Source organism: Microlunatus aurantiacus (assembly GCF_039536605.1).
In the GTDB taxonomy this organism is placed as follows: Bacteria; Actinomycetota; Actinomycetes; order Propionibacteriales; family Propionibacteriaceae; genus Microlunatus; species Microlunatus aurantiacus.
The window spans coordinates 448,153-466,558 of record NZ_BAAAYX010000003.1; the positions used below are offsets into that span (position 1 = coordinate 448,153).

At 71.4% G+C, this 18,406-nt stretch carries 16 protein-coding genes; 5 read left to right on the forward strand and 11 right to left on the reverse strand.

Annotated elements, in window-relative coordinates; all coding sequences use genetic code 11:
• Positions 1 to 67: 67 nt before the first annotated feature.
• The 3 genes from ABD714_RS07645 to leuC all read right to left on the reverse strand — a co-directional run bounded on the left by ABD714_RS07645 (position 68) and on the right by leuC (position 2,955).
• Positions 68 to 766 (reverse strand): HU family DNA-binding protein, encoded by a 699-nt coding sequence (locus ABD714_RS07645; protein ID WP_344811708.1) that lies wholly within the window; start codon positions 764 to 766, stop codon positions 68 to 70.
• A gap of 152 nt (positions 767 to 918) precedes the next feature.
• The gene (gene leuD, locus ABD714_RS07650) at positions 919 to 1,530 is read right to left on the reverse strand and encodes a 3-isopropylmalate dehydratase small subunit (RefSeq protein ID WP_344811709.1); all 612 of its coding nucleotides are present in this window, start codon (positions 1,528 to 1,530) and stop codon (positions 919 to 921) included.
• A gap of 27 nt (positions 1,531 to 1,557) precedes the next feature.
• The gene (gene leuC / locus ABD714_RS07655) at positions 1,558 to 2,955 is read right to left on the reverse strand and encodes a 3-isopropylmalate dehydratase large subunit (RefSeq protein ID WP_344811710.1); all 1,398 of its coding nucleotides are present in this window, start codon (positions 2,953 to 2,955) and stop codon (positions 1,558 to 1,560) included.
• A 140-nt stretch (positions 2,956 to 3,095) separates the two neighbouring features.
• On the opposite strand from leuC, the gene ABD714_RS07660 reads away from it, so the two are divergent.
• Both ABD714_RS07660 and ABD714_RS07665 read left to right on the forward strand, forming a co-directional pair.
• Entirely contained in the window at positions 3,096 to 3,818 is a 723-nt protein-coding gene (locus ABD714_RS07660; protein ID WP_344811711.1) for an IclR family transcriptional regulator, read from the forward strand.
• Positions 3,819 to 3,860: 42 nt separating this feature from the next.
• Positions 3,861 to 4,904, forward strand: a complete 1,044-nt coding sequence (locus tag ABD714_RS07665; RefSeq protein ID WP_344811712.1) for an App1 family protein phosphatidate phosphatase — start codon at positions 3,861 to 3,863, stop codon at positions 4,902 to 4,904.
• A 62-nt stretch (positions 4,905 to 4,966) separates the two neighbouring features.
• Here the strand turns inward: ABD714_RS07665 and ABD714_RS07670 are convergent, their stop codons facing one another.
• The 5 genes from ABD714_RS07670 to ABD714_RS07690 all read right to left on the reverse strand — a co-directional run bounded on the left by ABD714_RS07670 (position 4,967) and on the right by ABD714_RS07690 (position 12,757).
• A complete protein-coding gene (locus ABD714_RS07670; RefSeq protein WP_344811713.1) occupies positions 4,967 to 6,814 on the reverse strand; it encodes a putative nucleotidyltransferase substrate binding domain-containing protein in 1,848 nt (615 codons plus the stop codon).
• On the reverse strand, positions 6,811 to 8,493 hold the full coding sequence (locus ABD714_RS07675) for a GMC family oxidoreductase (protein ID WP_344811714.1): 1,683 nt from the start codon (positions 8,491 to 8,493) through the stop codon (positions 6,811 to 6,813). Before ABD714_RS07675 ends, ABD714_RS07670 begins: the two co-directional genes overlap by 4 nt.
• Positions 8,490 to 10,034: an APC family permease gene (locus tag ABD714_RS07680; RefSeq protein WP_344811715.1), complete on the reverse strand. Its 1,545-nt coding sequence runs from the start codon at positions 10,032 to 10,034 to the stop codon at positions 8,490 to 8,492. Before ABD714_RS07680 ends, ABD714_RS07675 begins: the two co-directional genes overlap by 4 nt.
• Positions 10,035 to 10,087: 53 nt before the next feature.
• Complete coding sequence (locus ABD714_RS07685; RefSeq protein WP_344811716.1) at positions 10,088 to 11,650, reverse strand: aldehyde dehydrogenase family protein; 1,563 nt, start codon at positions 11,648 to 11,650, stop codon at positions 10,088 to 10,090.
• Positions 11,651 to 11,764: 114 nt separating this feature from the next.
• Positions 11,765 to 12,757 carry a DUF2817 domain-containing protein gene (locus ABD714_RS07690; RefSeq protein WP_344811717.1) on the reverse strand — a complete coding sequence of 331 codons (993 nt, stop codon included), beginning with the start codon at positions 12,755 to 12,757 and terminating at the stop codon, positions 11,765 to 11,767.
• Positions 12,758 to 12,903: 146 nt separating this feature from the next.
• Here ABD714_RS07690 and ABD714_RS07695 point away from each other — a divergent pair, with 146 nt between their 5' ends.
• A complete protein-coding gene (locus ABD714_RS07695) occupies positions 12,904 to 13,128 on the forward strand; it encodes a dodecin (protein WP_344811718.1) in 225 nt (74 codons plus the stop codon).
• 68 nt (positions 13,129 to 13,196) lie between these two features.
• Here ABD714_RS07695 and ABD714_RS07700 read toward each other — a convergent pair whose 3' ends face one another.
• Positions 13,197 to 13,793 carry a hypothetical protein gene (locus ABD714_RS07700; RefSeq protein ID WP_344811719.1) on the reverse strand — a complete coding sequence of 199 codons (597 nt, stop codon included), beginning with the start codon at positions 13,791 to 13,793 and terminating at the stop codon, positions 13,197 to 13,199.
• Positions 13,786 to 14,334, reverse strand: a complete 549-nt coding sequence (locus tag ABD714_RS07705) for an RNA polymerase sigma factor (RefSeq protein WP_344811720.1) — start codon at positions 14,332 to 14,334, stop codon at positions 13,786 to 13,788. Before ABD714_RS07705 ends, ABD714_RS07700 begins: the two co-directional genes overlap by 8 nt.
• Positions 14,335 to 14,610: 276 nt before the next feature.
• On the opposite strand from ABD714_RS07705, the gene purU reads away from it, so the two are divergent.
• Positions 14,611 to 15,504 (forward strand): formyltetrahydrofolate deformylase, encoded by an 894-nt coding sequence (gene purU / locus ABD714_RS07710; protein WP_425562354.1) that lies wholly within the window; start codon positions 14,611 to 14,613, stop codon positions 15,502 to 15,504.
• 30 nt (positions 15,505 to 15,534) lie between these two features.
• Positions 15,535 to 18,087: a GcvT family protein gene (locus tag ABD714_RS07715; RefSeq protein ID WP_344811721.1), complete on the forward strand. Its 2,553-nt coding sequence runs from the start codon at positions 15,535 to 15,537 to the stop codon at positions 18,085 to 18,087.
• On the opposite strand, the gene ABD714_RS07720 is transcribed toward ABD714_RS07715, so the two are convergent.
• Positions 18,088 to 18,300 carry a hypothetical protein gene (locus ABD714_RS07720; RefSeq protein WP_344811722.1) on the reverse strand — a complete coding sequence of 71 codons (213 nt, stop codon included), beginning with the start codon at positions 18,298 to 18,300 and terminating at the stop codon, positions 18,088 to 18,090.
• Between the last annotated feature and the right edge of the window lie 106 nt (positions 18,301 to 18,406).

Here is an 18,406-nt window from a genome sequence, read left to right on the forward strand (position 1 = left end):
TCTGCATGCCGTCCGGGTGGCGGATGATCTCCGCTGCTGGGCCTGACCGTCGAACGGTCGAGGGCACTCAGCGCTTGGCGGTCGTCTTCTTGGCCGGCGCCTTCTTGGCGGCGCTGGTCGTCTTGGCCGCAGAGGTCTTCTTGGCCGGCGTCGCCTTCTTCGCCGGGCTGGCGGTCTTGGCGGCGCTGGTCGTCTTGGCGGCGCTCGTGGTCTTGGTGGCGGGGGTCTTCTTGGCCGCCGTCGTCTTCGCGGCCGGCGCCTTGGTGGCCGGCGCCTTGGTGACCGCCGCCTTCTTGGTGGCGGACGCCTTGGCCGGGGTCGCCTTGACCGCGGCGGACCTGGTGGTGGCCGCCTTGGTCGCCGGCGCCTTCGTGGCGGTCTTCTTGATCGCCGCGGCCGCCGTGGTCTTGGTGGCCGGGGCAGCGGCCTTGGTCGCCGGCGCAGCGGTGCTCTTGCTGGCGGTCTTCTTGGCGGCCTTGGGCACCTTCTTCGTGCCCGCCACGTACGCCTTCAGGTCGGTGCCGGCGCGGAACCGCGGGATCGCCGTCGCCTTGGCCCGCTTCCGCTCCCCGGTCCGCGGGTTGCGCACCATCCGGGCGGAGCGGTGCACCTTCTCGAAGACACCGAAGCCGGTGATCGTCACCTTCTCACCGCCGGCCGTCTGGTAGGTGATCGTCTGGGTGACGGCGTTCAGAGCCCGGGCGGCCTCTGCCTTGTTGCCGTCGAAATGAGTCGAGAGCACCTCGATGAACTCAGCCTTGTTCACGGCTTCCCTTCCATGGGGAGGTTGTCAGCAGCCGCAACCACGTCTGCACGGACCCACGCTAGAGAGTTCCGGGCGCGCAGACAATCACCGAAACGGCGAGTTTCGCCTGAAAACAACGAAAGTGGCCGTCTCGGTGATCGCCGAAGGCAGATTCAGGAGCTGCTGGCGACCTTCACCGGCAGGGTTTTCGGCTTGAACGAGGGACGGCCGCCCTCGTAGGTGTCGATCGCGTCGACGTGCCGGAGGGTCAGACCGATGTCGTCCAGCCCCTCCAGCAACCTCCAGCGGGTGTAGGGGTCGATCTCGAAGTCGGCCCGGAAGCCGTCGGCGGTGATCGTCTGCTCCTGCAGGTCGACGGTCAGCGGCCGGTCCGGGTTGACCTCGATGAAGTCCCACAGCTCTTCGATGATCTTCTGGTCCAGGACCGCGACCAGCAGACCGGCCTTGCCCGAGTTGCCCCGGAAGATGTCACCGAACCGGGACCCGATGACGACCCGGAATCCGTAGTTCTGCAAGGCCCAGACGGCGTGCTCGCGTGACGAACCGGTACCGAAGTCCGGTCCCGGGACCAAGATCGTGGCGCCGGCGTACTGCGGCTGGTTGAGCACGAAGTCGGGGTCGTTGCGCCAGGCGGCGAACAGCCCGTCCTCGAAGCCGGTCTTGGTGACCCGCTTGAGGTAGACCGCCGGGATGATCTGGTCGGTGTCGACGTTGCTGCGTCGCAGCGGCAGGCCGGTGCCGGTGTGCGAGCTGAACTTCTCCATGGTGATGGGCTCCTGGGAGGTCGGGGGTCAGAGGTCGGACGGCGAGCTCAGGGTGCCGCGGACGGCCGTGGCGGCCGCGACCAGCGGGGAGACCAGGTGGGTGCGACCCCCCTTGCCCTGCCGACCCTCGAAGTTGCGGTTGGAGGTGGAGGCCGAGCGCTCGCCGGGAGCGAGCTGGTCGGGGTTCATGCCCAGGCACATGGAGCATCCGGCCGCCCGCCACTCGGCGCCGGCCTCCTTGAACACGACGTCCAGCCCCTCGTCCTCGGCCTGCAGCCGGACCCGGGCGGAGCCCGGGACGACCAGCATCCGCACGCTGTCGGCGATCTTGTGGCCCTTGATCACGTCCGCCGCGGCCCGCAGGTCCTCGATCCGGCCGTTGGTGCAGGAGCCCAGGAAGATCGTGTCCACGGCGATCGAACGCATCGGCGTGCCGGCCTCCAGGTCCATGTACTGCAGGGCCTTGGTGGCGGCGGTGCGGTCGGCCTCGTCGGGGAACTCCTCGGGATCGGGCACCCGGGCACCGAGCGGCACCCCCTGGCCGGGGTTGGTGCCCCAGGTCACGAACGGCGTCAGCTGGGTCGCGTCGAGGTCGACCTCGACGTCGAACTCGGCACCCTCATCGGTCGTCAGCGTGCGCCAGTAGGCGACGGCGGCGTCCCAGTCCTCCCCCTCCGGAGCGTGCGGACGGCCCTGCACGTACGCGAACGTCGTCTCGTCCGGCGCCATCAGCCCGGCCTTGGCGCCCCACTCGATGCTCATGTTGCAGATCGTCATCCGGCCCTCCATGGAGAGCGCCCGGATGGCCGAGCCGCGGTACTCCACGATGTAGCCCTGGCCGCCGCCGGTGCCGACCTTGGCGATCAGCGCCAGCACGATGTCCTTCGACGTCACGCCGGCCGGCAGCTCGCCCGCGACGTTGACCGCCATGGTCTTCGGCTTGGCCTGCGGCAGGGTCTGGGTGGCGAGGACGTGCTCGACCTCGGAGGTGCCGATGCCGAACGCGATCGAGCCGAACGCCCCGTGCGTGGAGGTGTGCGAGTCGCCGCACACCACGGTCATGCCCGGCTGGGTGAGTCCCAGCTGCGGACCGATGATGTGCACGATGCCCTGGTCCAGGTCACCCAGGCTGTGGATGCGGACACCGAACTCCGCGGCGTTGTTGCGCAGCGTGTCCACCTGCGTCCGCGACACCGGATCCGCGATCGGCTGGTCGATGTTCAGCGTCGGGGTGTTGTGGTCCTCGGTGGCCATGGTGAGGTCGGGTCGACGGACCGGACGGCCGGCCTGTCGCAGACCGTCGAAGGCCTGCGGGCTGGTCACCTCGTGCACCAGGTGCAGGTCGATGTAGAGGAGGTCGGGCTCACCGGCCGCCGAGCGCACGACGTGTGCGTCCCAGATCTTCTCGCTCAGCGTCTTCGCCATACGGGCGTCATCTCCTCGGTCGGTCTGTTGTGTCGGTGCCCAGGATCATCTCGCGAGGGCGGCCGGGGGTCGAGGCCATGGTTCTGCCGGCGCCCGTCTGCTGACTTGCGTTCCAGCATCCGAGACGGCAGTATCAAGGCATGGACAACTCTAGCGGCGTCGGCGTCCTGGACAAAGCCGCTCTCGTGCTCAGCGCACTGGAGACCGGGCCCACCACGTTGGCCGGGTTGGTGTCGGCCACCGGGCTGGCCCGTCCCACCGCCCACCGCCTCGCCGTCGCCCTTGAGCACCACCGACTGGTCAGCCGCGACCTGCAGGGGCGCTTCATCCTCGGACCCCGGCTCGGCGAGCTCGCCTCGGCCGCCGGTGAGGACCGGCTGCTGGCCACGGCGGGACCGGTGCTGGCCCGGCTCCGCGACATCACCGGCGAATCGGCTCAGATGTTCCGTCGGCAGGGGGACGTGCGGGTCTGCGTCGCCACGGCGGAACGGATGTCCGGTCTCCGCGACACCGTCCCGGTCGGGACCCAGCTGACCATGAACGCCGGTTCCGCGGCCCAGGTGCTGCTGGCCTGGGAGGAGCCGGAGCGACTGCAACGCGGTCTGCGGGGCAGCCGCTACTCCGCTGTCGCGCTGGCCGCCGTACGCCGTCGCGGGTGGGCGCACTCCGTGGGCGAGCGGGAGCCCGGGGTGGCGTCGGTGTCGGCCCCGGTGCGCTCGCCCTCGGGCAAGGTGATCGCCGCCGTCAGCGTGTCCGGTCCGATCGAGCGCCTGTCCCGCCAGCCCGGTCGGCTGCACGCCCCGGCCGTGATCGCCGCCGCCGAGCGACTGAGCGAGGTCCTGCGTCGCAACGGCGGCGAGTGACCGCCTCCCCGCCATCGGGGTGGGACTGACAGACTGCTGTCGGTGAGCGCGCGCGACGACATGCACCGTCCGGCCCGGGTCGATCAAGCCATCCTGCGGTGGCGGGCCGACTGGGTGAAACGCCACGGCTACCGGCCGGCGGTCATCGCCTACACCGGTTACGGGTCGCCCCGCTGGGTGCGGGTGCTGGCGCGGGTGCTCTACTCCCGACGAGGCGTGGTCTTCCGCGGTGATCCGACCGGCGTCCGGGGCTGGCGCTCGTTCACCCGCGTGCCGGTCGCGGACGCCGAGGTCGATGTCGAGCTCAACGGCGTCCACCACACGGTGCGCGCCGATCACGGCGGCGTGGTCGACGTGGTCGTCGAGCAGGAGATGGCACCCGGCCGGCACACGATCACGATGAGCGCCGGCGGCTCGCCGCCGGTCACCGCCGACATCTTCGTGCTCGGCGACGAGGAGCGCTTCGGCATCATCTCCGACATCGACGACACGGTGATGGTCACCGCGCTCCCCCGGCCGCTGCTGGCCGCCTGGCACACCTTCGTGGTCAACGAGCACGCCCGCGCGGCCACCCCGGGGATGCCGGTGCTCTACGAGCGGCTCTCCGACGCGCACGACGCACCGCCGGTGTTCTACCTGTCCACCGGCGCCTGGAACGTGGCCCCGACCCTGACCCGGTTCCTGTCCAGCAACCTGTATCCGCCCGGCGCCCTGCTGCTCACCGACTGGGGACCGACCAAGGACCGCTGGTTCCGCAGCGGCAAGGACCACAAGCGGGCCAACCTGCACCGCTGGGCCGACGAGTTCCCCCAGGTCAAGTGGTTGCTGTTCGGGGACGACGGTCAGCACGACGAGATGCTCTACCGCGAGTTCGCCGACGCCCACCCCGACCAGGTGGTCGCCGTCTGCATCCGCCAGCTCACCCCGGGCGAGGCCGTCCTGGCCGGCAGCTCGTTGCGGGAGTCGCCCAAGCCCGAGGGGAGCCAGGTCCCCTGGCTCTCCGCCCACGACGGCGCCGGACTCGCGAGGCAGCTCGAGGGGATCGGGCTGCTGCCCCCGGAGCGCAGCCCCCAGAACACCGTCTGAGCCGGCCGGCCCTGCTCCCGGGCGCCAGGACCCCAGGTGCCTCAGAGCCCTGGTGCCGGGCGCTACCCGCGCGTGACGCTGGTCAGCCGGCCGGTGATCCGCTTCTGCACCGCCGCGACCTCGCGGGCGCTCTCGGCGAGGAGGCTGCGGTTGAGCGGGGTCAGCTCGCCGAGCCGGACCACGTCGCCCGGCGGGCGACCGGCGACGATCTGGTCGACCTGGTGTCTCATCCGGATCCGTTGCAGCAGGGCGAACACCTCCTCCAGCACTGTCGCATCCTGCTGGGTGAGCAGGTCGTTGCGGGCGGCGCCCGCCAGCCGGGCCGGGGTCGTCGCCGACGCCATGCCGACACTCAGTCCGCCCCACCGCGCCAGGTTCACCACCGGGGTCAACGCGTGCGCCTTGAGGTCGAAGGTGCCGGATCGCCGGGACAGCACGGAGCGGAACGGACGCGGTCCGACGCGGGTCGACAGCGCGTCGAGCAGCTGGAGCCGCAGCGCCTCCGGATGGTCGAGACGCATCCGCCGGTAGGCCACCGGGACCGTGTGCAGTCCGGGCTCGCCCCAGATCACCCGACCGTCGACCAGCAGCGACGACATCACCAGGCCCTGGTCGGCCAGGGGCTCCGCCATCCACGTCCGGGCCGCGCTCCTCCAGGCCGAGCCGGACCGGGCGAAGCGGCGCGTGCTGGCCAGGGCGCCGTTGCGGTCCGCCGGCAGAGCACAGGCGTCCAGGATCTCGTGCACCCGGCGCGCGATCCGCAGATAGCGGGCGGCGTCCGGCTCGCCGTCGTCGGCCCAGGACATCGCCGTGTCGAGATCCGACGACGGCATCGCCTCCCGACGGGCGACGCTGCCGAGCGTGATCCAGGCGAACCCCGCCGTGGGCAGGTCCTCGGTCTCCCCGATCGCCAGCTCCACCGCCCGTCTGGCCATGCTGTCGATCACCACGGACAGGATCCCGCTGGTGGCCAGGGCGTCGGTTCCGGCCCGCACCAGGTCGACGACCAGCTCGGTCACCCCGGCGGAGGCGCGGACGAGGTCAGCGGGCGTGGCGGCCGAGGCGATGGACCGCCGCACCACGAAACCCCGCCGGGTGGACGCCGCCAGCAGGTCGCTGTCCTCCAGCACGCCCAGCACCCGGCCCCGCACGTCGACCACCGGCATGTGCCGCAGACCGTGCTCGATCATCTCGATCAGCACCGTGGTGACGACCCGGTCGTCGGAGACGACGCGGGCCGGTGCGGTCATCACGGTCCGGATCGGTTCGGCGACGCTGCGGTCCTCCGCCACCACCCGCGTACGCAGGTCGCGGTCGGTGAAGATGCCGTGGTCCCCGTCGCCCAGCGGGATCAGGACGTAAGAGCTGCGCATCTCGGTCATCCGCCGGACGGCGTCACGCACCGTGGTCTCGCCGGTCACCAGCACGGGGGCGGCGTGCAGGAGCTCCCCCACCGGCCGTCGGCCCAGCACGGCTTCGAAGGGCGACCGTGGCTGGCGGACACCCGGCACGACCTGCCCGGCGAGGTAGGAGGCCCCCGCGGGTCGGGCGAACACCGGCCGGGCGACCCGACCCGGGAGTCGGACCAGGACGCAGTGACCGACCGACCGCGCCGTGAACTGGGCGCTCTCACCGGTCAGCAGGGAACGGAAGCCGAAGATCTCCCCGGGGTGGACCGTCTCGATCGGCTCGCCGTCGTTCTCCTCGCCCGCCGCCCACAGCTGCACCTGCCCGCGGTAGACCACCCAGAGCTCGCCGGTCGGCGGGGCCGTGCCGTCGACCACGACCTCCCCGGCGTCGAGCTCGAGCACCGTGGCCTCGGTGGCGAGACGACCCAGCTCGGCCGGGGAGAGACCGTCGAAGGGGGCCGTGCGGGTCAGGAAGGCCATGATCTCGGGGAGGTCGATCACCGGGACCCGGCCGGCTCCCCCGTGACCCCTGCGGATCCCGTGGCCGCTGCGGACCCCGTGCCCGCTGCGGACCCTGTGTCCGCTGCCGACCCCGCCACTCCTGCGGACCCCGAGCCTGCCGACCCCGCCGCGGTCTTGATCAGGTCCGCGGCCTTCTCGGCCATCATCATCACCGTGATGTTGGGGTTGACGGCGGGCAGCTTGGGCATCGCCGAGGCGTCCACCACCCGCAGGCCCCGGATCCCCTTCACCCTCAGCTCGGGATCCAGCGGGGCGAGGTCGTCGTCCGCCGCCCCCATCCGCGCGGTGCCGGCGGGGTGGTAGACGGTGTTGTGGGTGCGGTGGATGTAGTCCAGCAGGTCCTCGTCGCTGGTGATGTCCGGCCCGGGTGCGAGCTCCCGGGCGATCCACTGCGCCAGCGGCGGCCGCGCCGCGATCTCCCGGGCCAGCCTCACCCCGGCCAGCATCACCCGCTCGTCGTGGCCGTCGGGGTCGGTGAAGTAGCGGGGATCGACCTTCGGCCGGTCCCTGAAGTCCCGGGACCGCAGCCGCACGGTGCCCCGGGACCGCCCCTGGGTGACGTTCGGCGTCAGGCAGAAACCGTTGTCGGTCGTGGGGAAGCCGTGTCGCAGGGTGTTCATGTCGAACGGCACGCTGCCGTAGTGCATCATCAGGTCCGGCTGGTCCAGCCCCGGTTCCGTGGTGGCGAAGATCCCGATCTCCCACCACTGGGTCGACTCGGTGACCATCGGCGCGGACGCCTCCCAGAACACCAGACCCTCGACGTGGTCGTCGAGGTTGGCCCCGACCCCGGGAGAGTCGACCCGGACCGGGATGCCGATCTCCGCCAGGTGGTCCGCCGGACCGACCCCCGACAGCATCAACAGCTTCGGGGTGTCGATGGCCCCCGCCGTGACGACCACCTCGCGACGGGCCGTCACGACGTCGTAGCCGGTCAGATCCGGACGCTGGTACCGCACACCGGTGGCCACCAGCTGGTCGTCGATGACGATCTCGCTGACCCGGCAGCCGGTGCGGACCTCCAGATTCTGCCGGCCCAGGACGGGATGCAGGTAGGCGTGCGAGCTGGACATCCGCCGACCGTCCTCGTCCGCGTTGATCTGGAACCAGCCCGCTCCCTGGCGTACGGTCTCGCCGCGGTTGAAGGCCACCGTGGGGATGCCGACCGCGGCTGCCGAGGCGAGCAGCGCCACCCCGCACGGGTCGACGGGCGGCACGTCGCGGAGTCGTACGGGTCCGTCGTGCCCGTGGTGGTCGCCCTCGGCGTCGTTGTCCTCCAGCCTGGCGACGTACGGCCAGGTGCTGGCCGCGTCCCAGCCGGTGGCGCCGGCGGCGGCCCACTCGTCGAGACCCTCCGCCGGTGGCCAGAAGGCGATGCAGGAGTTGTGCGAGGAGCAGCCCCCGAGGACCTTGGCGCGGGCGTGCCGCAGGAAGCTGTTGCCCTTCTCCTGAGGCTCGACCGGGTAGTCCCAGTCGTAGCCGGAGTCCAGCAGGTGCATCCACCTGTTCAAGATCAGGATCGCGTCGTCGCCGACGTCGGACGGACCGGCCTCCAGCAGGCAGACCCGGACCGCGGGATCCTCGCTCAACCGGGCGGCGACGATGCAGCCGGCGGTCCCCCCGCCGACGATCACGTAGTCGAACTCCTCGGCGCTCACGCCGCGTCCTCCTTCTCCTGGACCGCGTGCGAGGCGAGCGTGCCGATGCTGTGTCGGCCCCTGATCGCGAACCAGAGCAGCCCCGAGCCCAGGATCACACCGATGTAGAGGAACGCCCCCCAGGTGTTGTACCAGGGTGAGCCGTAGACCGCCTCGCGCGGCCAGGCCAGGTTGACGGCCATGGCGATGCCCCAGGCGACGGCCAGGATGTTCACCGGCAGCCCCCAGCGGCCCAGGGTGAAGTACCCCCCGGACTCCAGGTCCTTCGGTGGCCACTGCCCCTTCAGTCGCTGGGCCAGCATCGGAGCCGTGACCATCAGGTAGGCCAGGTAGATCATGATGATGGCGATCGACGTCAGCACCGTGAAGATCTGCGGCTGGCCGACGTTGATCACCAGGATCAGGATCGCCAGGACGCCGATCACCACGGCCGGGACGACCGGGGTCCTGGTCCTCGGGTGCACCCGGGCGAGCCGTTCCCCGAACGGCAGCGCGTTGTCCCGGGCCATCGCGAAGGTCAACCGGATGGCCGCGGTGTGCACCGCGAGCGAGCAGACGATGACGGCGACCACGATGCAGACCAGGAAGACCGTGCCCAGGGGACCCCACATGACGGACTCGACGATGTACTGCAGGCTTCCTTGCGGGCTGCCCAGCAACGGGTCCTGCAGGTCGGGTGCAGCCAGGATGGCGAACAGCAGGATGGCGCCACCGATCACGAAGGAGGCGAGCAGGGCGCGGAGGATCGCCTTGGGCGCCGTCCGCCGGGGCTCGACGGTCTCCTCACCCAGGGAGCTGGCGGTGTCGAACCCGTACATCACGTAGCCGGAGGCGAGCGCGGCGATCAGGAACAGCCCGAGGTAGCCACCGCTCTCCCCGGTGCCGTAGCCGTTGGTGGAGAAGAACACCTGAGGACCGCGGTTGATGTGCACCGCGAGGAGCACGGCGATCAGCACGGCGGCGATCAGCTCGATGAAGACACCCGCGCTGTTGATCGCCGCCATCAGCCGCACCCCGAGCGCGTTGATCACCGTGGTCAGGATGATCATGACCGTGCCGAGCAGCACCGCGTTGGCGGCGAAGGACGAGCCGCTGCCGTCGCCGATCACCTGGAAGCCGGGCCAGATCCGGGGCAGGTTGATCTGCAGGGCCAGCACGACGGCGGAGAGCGTCACGATCGAGGCCGTCAGCATCAGCCAGCCGGCGGACCACCCCACCACCCTGCTGCCCAGCGTCTTGGCCCAGTTGTAGACCGAGCCCGCCACCGGGTACTTGGCCGCGAGCTCCATGAAGCACAGCGCCACCATCAGCTGGCCCACGAAGACCAGCGGCCAGCTCCACAGATAGGCCGGCCCGGCCGTGCCGAAGCCGAAGTAGAAGAGCTGGAACGTGCCCGTGAGGATGGAGATGTAGCTGACGCCGGCGGCGAAGCTGGCGAACTTGCCGATGCTCCGGTCGAGTGACGGTTTGTAGCCGAAGGCTGCGAGGTCGTGGTCGTCGCCTCCCGGGTTGGCGGGTGACGACGTGTCGGCTGAGGACATGCTGACCACTTCCTGTCGTGTCGGGGGTTGATCGCGGCCTGCCGGTCCCAGGCTCAGCTCTCGCCGGTGAACCAGCCCTTGGGTGCGGGCGCCGTGTGCAGCCAGATGTGCTTGGTCTCCTGGTACTCGGCCAGACCCGTGGGTCCGAGCTCACGGCCGTTGCCCGACTTCTTGAACCCGCCCCACTCCGCTGCCGCGGTGTAGTAGCCGAAGTCGTTGATCCAGACGGTGCCGTGCCGCAGCGCCCGGGCCACCCGTTCGGCCAGGTCCAGATCAGCGGTCCGGACGCCGGCCGCGAGACCGTACGCCGTGTCGTTGCCCAACGCGATCGCCTCCTCGGCGGTCTCGAACCGCTCGACGGTGAGGATCGGTCCGAACGTCTCCTCCTGGACGATCTGCATCGACCGGTCGCAGTGGTCGAACACGGTGGGCAGGAAGAAGCAGCCGTCGGCCAGCGCCGGGTCGGCGGGTCGGGTGCCGCCGGTGACGAGCTCGGCACCCTCGGACACCCCGAGCGCCACGAACGTCTCGATCTTGTCCCGCTGAGCCGCCGACACCAGCGGCCCGGTCTCCGACGAGGGGTCCGTGCCGGGTCCGATCCGGATCCGGCGGGCCCGCTCCACCAGCGCTGCGACGAAGTCGTCGGCGATCGAGTCGTGCACGATCAACCGGGTGCCGGCGGAGCAGACCTGTCCGGAGTGCAGGAACACCCCGGTCAGCACCTGGTCCACCGAGCTCTCCCAGTCCGCGTCGGCGAAGACGATGTGCGGGTTCTTGCCGCCCAGCTCGACGGCCACCTTGGTGACGTGCTCGGCGGCGACCCGGGAGATGGTCTTCCCGGTGGCCAGGCCCCCGGTGAACGAGATGAAGTCGACCTCGTCGGTGTCGGTCAACGCGCCCCCGAGGGTCGCACCGCTGCCCTGTACCAGGTTGACCACGCCGGCCGGCACCCCGGCCTCGGTGATCAGCCGGGCGAAGGCGATCGTGCTCAGCGGCGTCACCTCGCTGGGCTTCATGATCATGGTGCAGCCCGCGGCCAGGGCGGGCGCCACCTTCCACGACATCTGCAGCAGCGGGTAGTTCCAGGGCGCGATCAGCACGCAGACGCCGATCGGCTCCCGACGGACGCGGCTGATCACCTGGGGATCGCCGACGTCGACCAGGCGGTCGGCGGCGGAGGCCAGCAGTCCCGCGTAGTACCGGAACACCGCGATCACGTCGTCGATGTCGATCCGGCTCTCACCCAGCGTCTTGCCCGTGTCGGCGGTCTCGATCGCGGCCAGCTGCTCGGAGTCCCGGGCCAGCAGGTCGGCGATCCGGTGCAGCAGCGCCGTCCGCTCGGCCACCGGCGTGGTCGGCCACGGTCCGGTGTCGAAGGCTCGCCGGGCCGCGGCGACCGCCAGGGTGGCGTCCCCGGGTGTCGCCTCGTCGACGGTGGCCACCACCGTGCCGTCGGCCGGGTTGAGGCACTGCCGGACGCCGCCGTCCCCCGAGCGCACCCACCGACCGTCGATCAGCAACGAGGGTTCGCCCGACCGCACCCCCGGACCGGCGGCAGCCGGGTCCGGGACGGACGGACCGGCGGGGGCGGCTCCAGGTTCGGCGGACGTCGTCATGGGGTCGCTTCCGTCAGGTCGTCGAAGGGACGCAGCATCAGCGTAGGAGACGCGTGTTGCTCTCGCATGACGCGACGATGTCGATCACCGGAGCCACTGTCAAGGACGCTCCCGTCAACCGCGTCGGCCACCCACGGCCGCCAGGACCGCGTCGGCGTCCCTGGTCTTCATCCGCCGGGTGCTGCGCGCCGCCGAGCCGTACTCCACGGTGACCGCGGCGCCGGCGAAGGTGTGGTTGTACCAGGCGGTCATCGTCCCGTGGCACACGCCGCCGCAGTCGAGCTCCTTCAAGGGGAGCTGGAGATTCGCGGCCAGCCGCTTCGACAGCGCCAGGTCCTTCACCTTGTCGGTGTCCACCCCGTTCAACGGCTGGTGCCAGCTGACCAGGTAGCGGGGCTGGGTGCGCCGCAGGAAGTCCATGATCACCCGGGTCTCCCGTTCGGACACCGCGCGGGGACCGCTGTTGGCGCGCTTCACCCACGCGTACGGGAAGTTCCGGTTCAGGTCCACGTGGCCGTCGACCCACCGGCGGTCGTGGGCCAGCCCGTCGGGGTTGACGACCGGGACCACCCACAGGTCGACGCCCCTGACCGGTCGGCCCTCGAGCAGTCCGTAGGCGACGTACTGGCCGAAGTCCTCCTCGCCGTGCATCGTGGCCATCACCACGACGACGGGGCGACCGGGTTCGCCGGCCCGGTAGGCCGAGATGGCGCGCCCGCTCTGCGAACGGCCGATGGTCTCGGAGTGGTACCAGGTGCGTGGACCCTTCATCGCGGCGACCGCCGTGGTCAGCGCCCGGTCGGTGGCTCTGGTCATCCGACCCGTCGCCTTCAGCTTCGACGCCCGCTGCAGGGCCTTGACGGCCTTCTTGGTCCGCGAGCCGTAGTACCCGGTCCGGTACTGGGCCCGCAGGTAGCCGGCCTGGACGAGCCGCTGTTGCAGGGCTCGGACCGACGTGCCCCGCTGGCCGGGCTGCGGGAGCGACGCCGCCGTGGCCGACTCCGGCCCGACCAGCCCCGAGCGGTCCGGGGGTGCCACCAGGCCGAGGGCGACCAGGAGCACGGCGGTCACCGCGGTGACGACCAGGCGGCGGGTGGGGTGGGCCATCGCAGTGATCCTCCGGGTCCTGCCCAGCAGGTTCGCCGTGGCTCAGCGAGTATCCCCATCCGCCCGTCGGACCGGCAACCCGGCCCGGTCCCGGCCCTGGTCCGGTGGCTCTGGCGGGTCGCCACCGGCAGTCGTAGGTTGGCCGTATGGCTGATCACGTCTACCGCATCACCGAGATCGTCGGCACCTCCACCGAGGGCGTCGACGCCGCCATCCGCAACGGTGTCGCCCGCGCCGCCCAGACCCTGCACGGTCTCGACTGGTTCGAGGTCACCGACATCCGTGGTCACCTCGCCGAGGGGGCGGTGGCTCACTTCCAGGTCAGCCTGAAGGTCGGCTTCCGGTTGGACGACGCCGATCCCGTGACCTGACAGGGCCGATCCCGGGAGCGGACAGGGCCGATCCCGGGAGCTGACGGGGCCGGGCGGCCTCGCCGGACTCAGCCGGTCGAGCCCTCCACGTTCGTGGGCCCCGAGCTGGGTTCCCCCCCGCCCGGTTGGCCCCCGCCCGGTTGGCCCCCGCCCGATTGGCCTGGGGCCGTCTGCGTGGGGTCAGCCCCTGACGGCTCCTCGGTCGGCTCCGGCTCGGGGTCACCGGTCGGTGTGGCGCTCGGTTCCTCGCTCGGCGTGGGCGTCGAGGTGGGGGTCGGCGACCCGCTCGCGCTCGGGGACGACGGCGTGGACGTCGGGTAGGTCGGCGGCGCCGGGGCTCGGCGGTCCGGCCGACCGGTGGCGTCGGGGAGACGTCGACCCCGAGCGTCCGGCTCACCCTCGCCGGGATCCGGGCTCGTGCTCACGGTCGGGGATCCGGCCGGCGTCGGCGGGAGCAGCGTCGGCGGCAGGGTGGCGCCGTAGACGGCCACCCCGCCGGTGACCACCATGATCACCACCGCGACGGCCAGCGCGACCCGGCGCCGCCGCCGACGGCGGGACCCGAGCCCGCGGACGACCGACGGGTCGAGCGGGTCGTCGACCAGCTCGGCGGCACCTCGCCCGAGGTCTTTCAGCCGCGTCTCCAGATCGTCCCACTCAGCCATCGGTTTCCTCGTCCTCGCAGATGGTGAGCAGAGCCGCCAGCGCGGTCCGGCCCCGGGACAGTCGGGCCTTCACGGTGCCGACCGGCACACCGGTCTCGACGGCGATGTCCCGCACCGACACATCGCACAGGTGGTGCAGGACGACGGCTCGCCGTTGGTCGGGCGGCAGCTGGCGCAGGGCCCGCAGCAGCTCGAGCCGGGAGGGGTCGGGCTCGGCGAGGCCGTCGGGCAGCTGCGAGCGGTCGGCCAGCCCGAGGGCGCGCTGAGCCCGACGCCACCGACTGACCGCGAGCCGGTAGGCCACCGTGCGGATCCAGGCTTCCGGGCTCTGGTCGGGATCCAGCGATCGCCGCCGGTCCCAGGCCCGGACGAACGCCTCCTGCACGCAGTCCTGGGCCTCGGCGAAGTTCCCGCACATCGCGTAGATCTGGGCCACCAGCCGTTTGAACGAGCCCGCGTACAGCGCGTCGAAGGCGTCCACGTCGAGTCCCCGCCCGTGCGCGGTGACCGTCACAGCCACCAGTCCCCCCGGTGCGGCCATGGGTCTACGCACGGCGGCTCACCGCAGCCCGTACGCGCATGGACGGGGCCCCTTCCACTCGACTCACAGGCACTACGCCCGGGGAGCTCCACAGGTTGCATCCTGCCCGCCATCAGTGTCAGAGGACGCGATCGGTGTCAGCGGCCGCGAGCCGGGCAGATCCCGCGATCGTCCGGCCCACCCCGGGCGGCCCGGTCGTTGACGTGGGTCGCGCGTCGGCGCTAACCTCTGATATATCAACTGGATACGACACATCCACCAGGAGTAGCGTTGTCCGTGGACTCGGCCCTCGAGCCCATCACCACCTCTGCGGCCCACGGCCCGCGGACGCTCGGCGTCCTGACGTTGACGTGCTCGGAGCACCGGGGCATCGTCCAGGCGGTCACCAGCTTCCTGCTCGCGCACGGGCTGGACATCGTCGAGCACCACCAGTTCGACGACAACGACCGCGGGGCGCTCTTTCTGCGCACCGCCTTCGCCACCGACCGGGCGGTCGACGTCGGGTGGCTGACGACCGCGTTCGCCCCGGTGGCGGAGCGGTTCGGGATGACGTTCTCCTTCCACGACGACCGGCCGCCGCGGCTGCTGGTGATGGTGTCGAAGCTCGGCCACTGCCTGAACGACCTGATCTTCCGGTGGCGCGCGGGCACCTTGGGGGGCGAGATCGCGCTGGTGGTGTCGAACCACGACGACCTGCGTCCGATGGCCGAGGCCGCCGGCCTGCCGTTCCTCCACCTGCCCGTCCGGCCCGACACCAAGACCGAGGTGGAGGCCCGACTGCTGGCCCTGGTGGACGAGCACGCCATCGACCTGGTCGTGCTGGCCCGCTACATGCAGATCCTGTCCGACGACCTGTGCCAGACGCTCGCCGGTCGCGCGATCAACATCCACCACTCGTTCCTGCCCGGCTTCAAGGGCGCCCGGCCCTACCACCAGGCCTACACGCGAGGGGTGAAGCTGGTCGGGGCGACGGCGCACTACGTGACGCCGGACCTGGACGAGGGACCGATCATCGAGCAGGAGGTGATCCGGGTCGACCACACGTACCACCCACGCACCCTCGCGACGGTGGGCCAGGACGCCGAGTGCCTGGCGCTCTCCCGGGCGGTGCGCTGGCACTGTGAGCACCGGGTCCTGCTGCACGGTCGCAGCACCGTCGTCTTCCGCTGAACCGCCACCCGACCACCCGAGGTGCTCCCCATGTCATCTGCCACCGCCGCCGCCGAGCCCGCCGGCCCCGCCCGGGCCGGTACCGAACCGGAGACGGCCGACACCGCAAGGCGCGTGGTGATCATCGGCGCCGGGATCGTCGGGACCAACCTGGCCGACGAGCTGGTCCAGCGCGGCTGGAGCGACATCACCGTGGTGGAGCAGGGACCGTTGGACCTGCCCGGCGGATCGACCTCGCACGCCCCGGGACTGGTCTTCCAGACCAACCCGTCCAAGGCGATGACGCTGTTCGCCCGCTACACGGTGGACAAGCTGCTGTCCCTGGAGGCCGACGGCCAGAGCTGCTTCCGGCAGGTCGGCGGACTCGAGGTGGCCACCACCCCGGCCCGGCTGGAGGACCTGAAGCGCAAGCACGGTTGGGCCACCTCCTGGGGGGTCCCGACGCAGCTGATCGGTCCGGACGAGTGCCGCCGGCTGTACCCGCTGCTCGCCCCCGGTGCCGTCCTCGGCGGTCTGCACATCCCCAGCGACGGCCTGGCGCTGGCGGCCCGCGCCACGCAGCTGCTGATCGAACGGACCAGGGCGGCGGGGGTGCGCTACCTCGGTTCCACCCCGGTGACCGGGATCGAGCAGTCCGACGGTCGGGTCACCGGCGTCGTGACCCCCGACAGGGTGCTGCCGGCCGACATCGTGATCTCCTGCGCCGGCTTCTGGGGCGTCGAGGTCGGGGCCATGGTCGGCATGGCCGTCCCGTTGCTCCCCCTCGCCCACCAGTACGTCACGACGACCACCGTGCCGGAGCTGGTCGGTCGCAACGACGACCCGAACGGCGCGAGTCTGCCGATCCTGCGACACCAGGACCAGGACCTCTACTACCGCGAGCACGGGGACCGCTACGGCATCGGCTCCTACGCCCACCGCCCGATGCCCGTGGTCGCGGCATCGCTGGGGGTGACGCCCGAGCAGGTCGACCAGCAGCACATGCCGTCACGGCTGCCGTTCACCCCGGGGGACTTCGCGCCGGTGTGGGAGGCCTCGCGGGAGCTGCTGCCCGCGCTGCGGGACAGCGAGATCGCCGACGGCTTCAACGGGATCTTCTCCTTCACCCCCGACGGCGGATCGCTCGTCGGACAGTCCCCCGACGTCGACGGCTTCTGGATCGCCGAGGCGGTCTGGGTCACCCACTCCGCCGGTATCGCCCGGGCCGTGGCGGAGGTGCTGACGACCGGGCGTTCGCAGGTCGACCTGGCCGAGTGCGAGGTGTCCCGCTTCGAGGAGGTGCAGCTCGCCCGCTCGTACGTCGAGGAGACCGCCCAGCAGAACTTCGTCGAGGTGTACGACATCCTGCACCCGCTGCAGCCGAAGGAGTCCCCGCGGGGACTGCGGGTCAGCCCGTTCCACGCCCGGCAGACCGAGCTCGGTGCCCGCTTCCTCGAGGGCGGCGCGTGGGAGCGGCCGTACTGGTACGAGGCCAACGCCACGCTTCTCGACGACCTACCCGACGCGTGGCGCCCCGTCGACCGGGACGCCTGGTCCAGCCGCTTCTACTCCCCCATCGCCGCCGCCGAGGCCTGGCGCACGCGCACCGCCGTGGCCGTGTTCGACATGACGCCCCTCCGGCGCCTGGAGGTCTCCGGACCCGGGGCGGTCGACCTGCTGCAGCGGCTGACCACCGGCGACTGCGCCAAGAAGCCAGGGGCGGTCACCTACACCCTGTTGCTGGACGCCCACGGCGGCATCCGCAGCGACATCACGGTGGCCCGCCTCGACGAGGAGACGTTCCAGGTCGGGGCCAACTCACCCGTCGACCTGGTCCACCTCCGGCGGGAGGCCCGCTGGCAGCGACGCGCGACCCCCGAGCGCTGGGTGCAGGTCCGCGACGTCACCGGCGGCACCTGCTGCCTCGGGCTCTGGGGTCCGCGGGCCCGCGACCTGGTCACCTCGATCAGCCCCGACGACTTCAGCAACGACGGCCTGCGCTACTTCCGCGCCAAGCGGGCCACCATCGGCGGCGTCCCCGTCACCGCGATGCGGCTCTCCTACGTCGGCGAGCTGGGCTGGGAGCTCTACACCAGCGCCGACAACGGCCAGCGGCTGTGGGACGTGCTCTGGGACGCCGGTCAGCCGCTCGGCTTGATCGCCGCCGGACGGACCGCCTTCAACTCGCTCCGGCTGGAGAAGGGCTACCGCTCGTGGGGCGCGGACATGACCACCGAGCACGACCCGTACGAGGCGGGGCTCGGCTTCGCCGTGCGGATGGCCAAGGAGTCCTTCGTGGGCCGGGAGGCGCTGGTCGGACGGTCGGCGGAGACCTCTGCCCGGCGACTGCGCTGCCTGACCGTGGACGACGGGCGCTCGATGGTGCTGGGCAAGGAACCGGTGCTGGTCGACGGGCAGGCGGTCGGTCACGTCACCAGCGCCGCCTTCGGCTTCACGGTCGGCACCCCGATCGCGTACGCCTACCTGCCGAGCACCCTCGGCGAGGGCGACAAGGTGGAGATCGGCTACTTCGGTCAGCTGATCAAGGCCACCGTGACCGCCGAGCCGCTGGTCGACCCGGAGATGACCCGGCTGCGGGGCTGATCACGGGGTCGACGGCTGCTCGTCGGGTCGGGTCGGCCAGGTCTCGCTCAAGGCCAGCACCGCCGAGCGCACGAACTCGTCGTCGTGCGGTCGCACCTCCCCGTAGGCGTTCCGGCCGTCGATCAGCACGGCCGCGTCCAGGCAGGGCACGGCCGCGCCCAGGCAGGGCATGATCGCGGCGGTGGTGCGGTACTCGTAGCGGCAGGTGCCCACGCACGGCTGCCGGTGACGCCGGACCAGACCTGTTCCAGGCAGGCCGCCTCATCGACCCAGGCGGTTGACGACTCATAGCCGATGCCTCCAGGAGATCGGAGGACCC

Excerpts from the sequence above, each read along its gene's own strand:
- ABD714_RS07715 (WP_344811721.1), top strand. The coding sequence starts at position 15,535 with ATGTCATCTGCCACCGCCGCCGCCGAGCCCGCCGGCCCCGCCCGGGCC.
- ABD714_RS07690 (WP_344811717.1), bottom strand. The coding sequence starts at position 12,757 with ATGGCCCACCCCACCCGCCGCCTGGTCGTCACCGCGGTGACCGCCGTG.
- leuD (WP_344811709.1), bottom strand. The coding sequence starts at position 1,530 with ATGGAGAAGTTCAGCTCGCACACCGGCACCGGCCTGCCGCTGCGACGC.
- ABD714_RS07685 (WP_344811716.1), bottom strand. The coding sequence starts at position 11,650 with ATGACGACGTCCGCCGAACCTGGAGCCGCCCCCGCCGGTCCGTCCGTC.
- ABD714_RS07700 (WP_344811719.1), bottom strand. The coding sequence starts at position 13,793 with ATGGCTGAGTGGGACGATCTGGAGACGCGGCTGAAAGACCTCGGGCGA.
- ABD714_RS07695 (WP_344811718.1), top strand. The coding sequence starts at position 12,904 with ATGGCTGATCACGTCTACCGCATCACCGAGATCGTCGGCACCTCCACC.
- ABD714_RS07660 (WP_344811711.1), top strand. The coding sequence starts at position 3,096 with ATGGACAACTCTAGCGGCGTCGGCGTCCTGGACAAAGCCGCTCTCGTG.
- leuC (WP_344811710.1), bottom strand. The coding sequence starts at position 2,955 with ATGGCGAAGACGCTGAGCGAGAAGATCTGGGACGCACACGTCGTGCGC.
- ABD714_RS07680 (WP_344811715.1), bottom strand. The coding sequence starts at position 10,034 with ATGTCCTCAGCCGACACGTCGTCACCCGCCAACCCGGGAGGCGACGAC.
- ABD714_RS07705 (WP_344811720.1), bottom strand. The coding sequence starts at position 14,334 with ATGGCCGCACCGGGGGGACTGGTGGCTGTGACGGTCACCGCGCACGGG.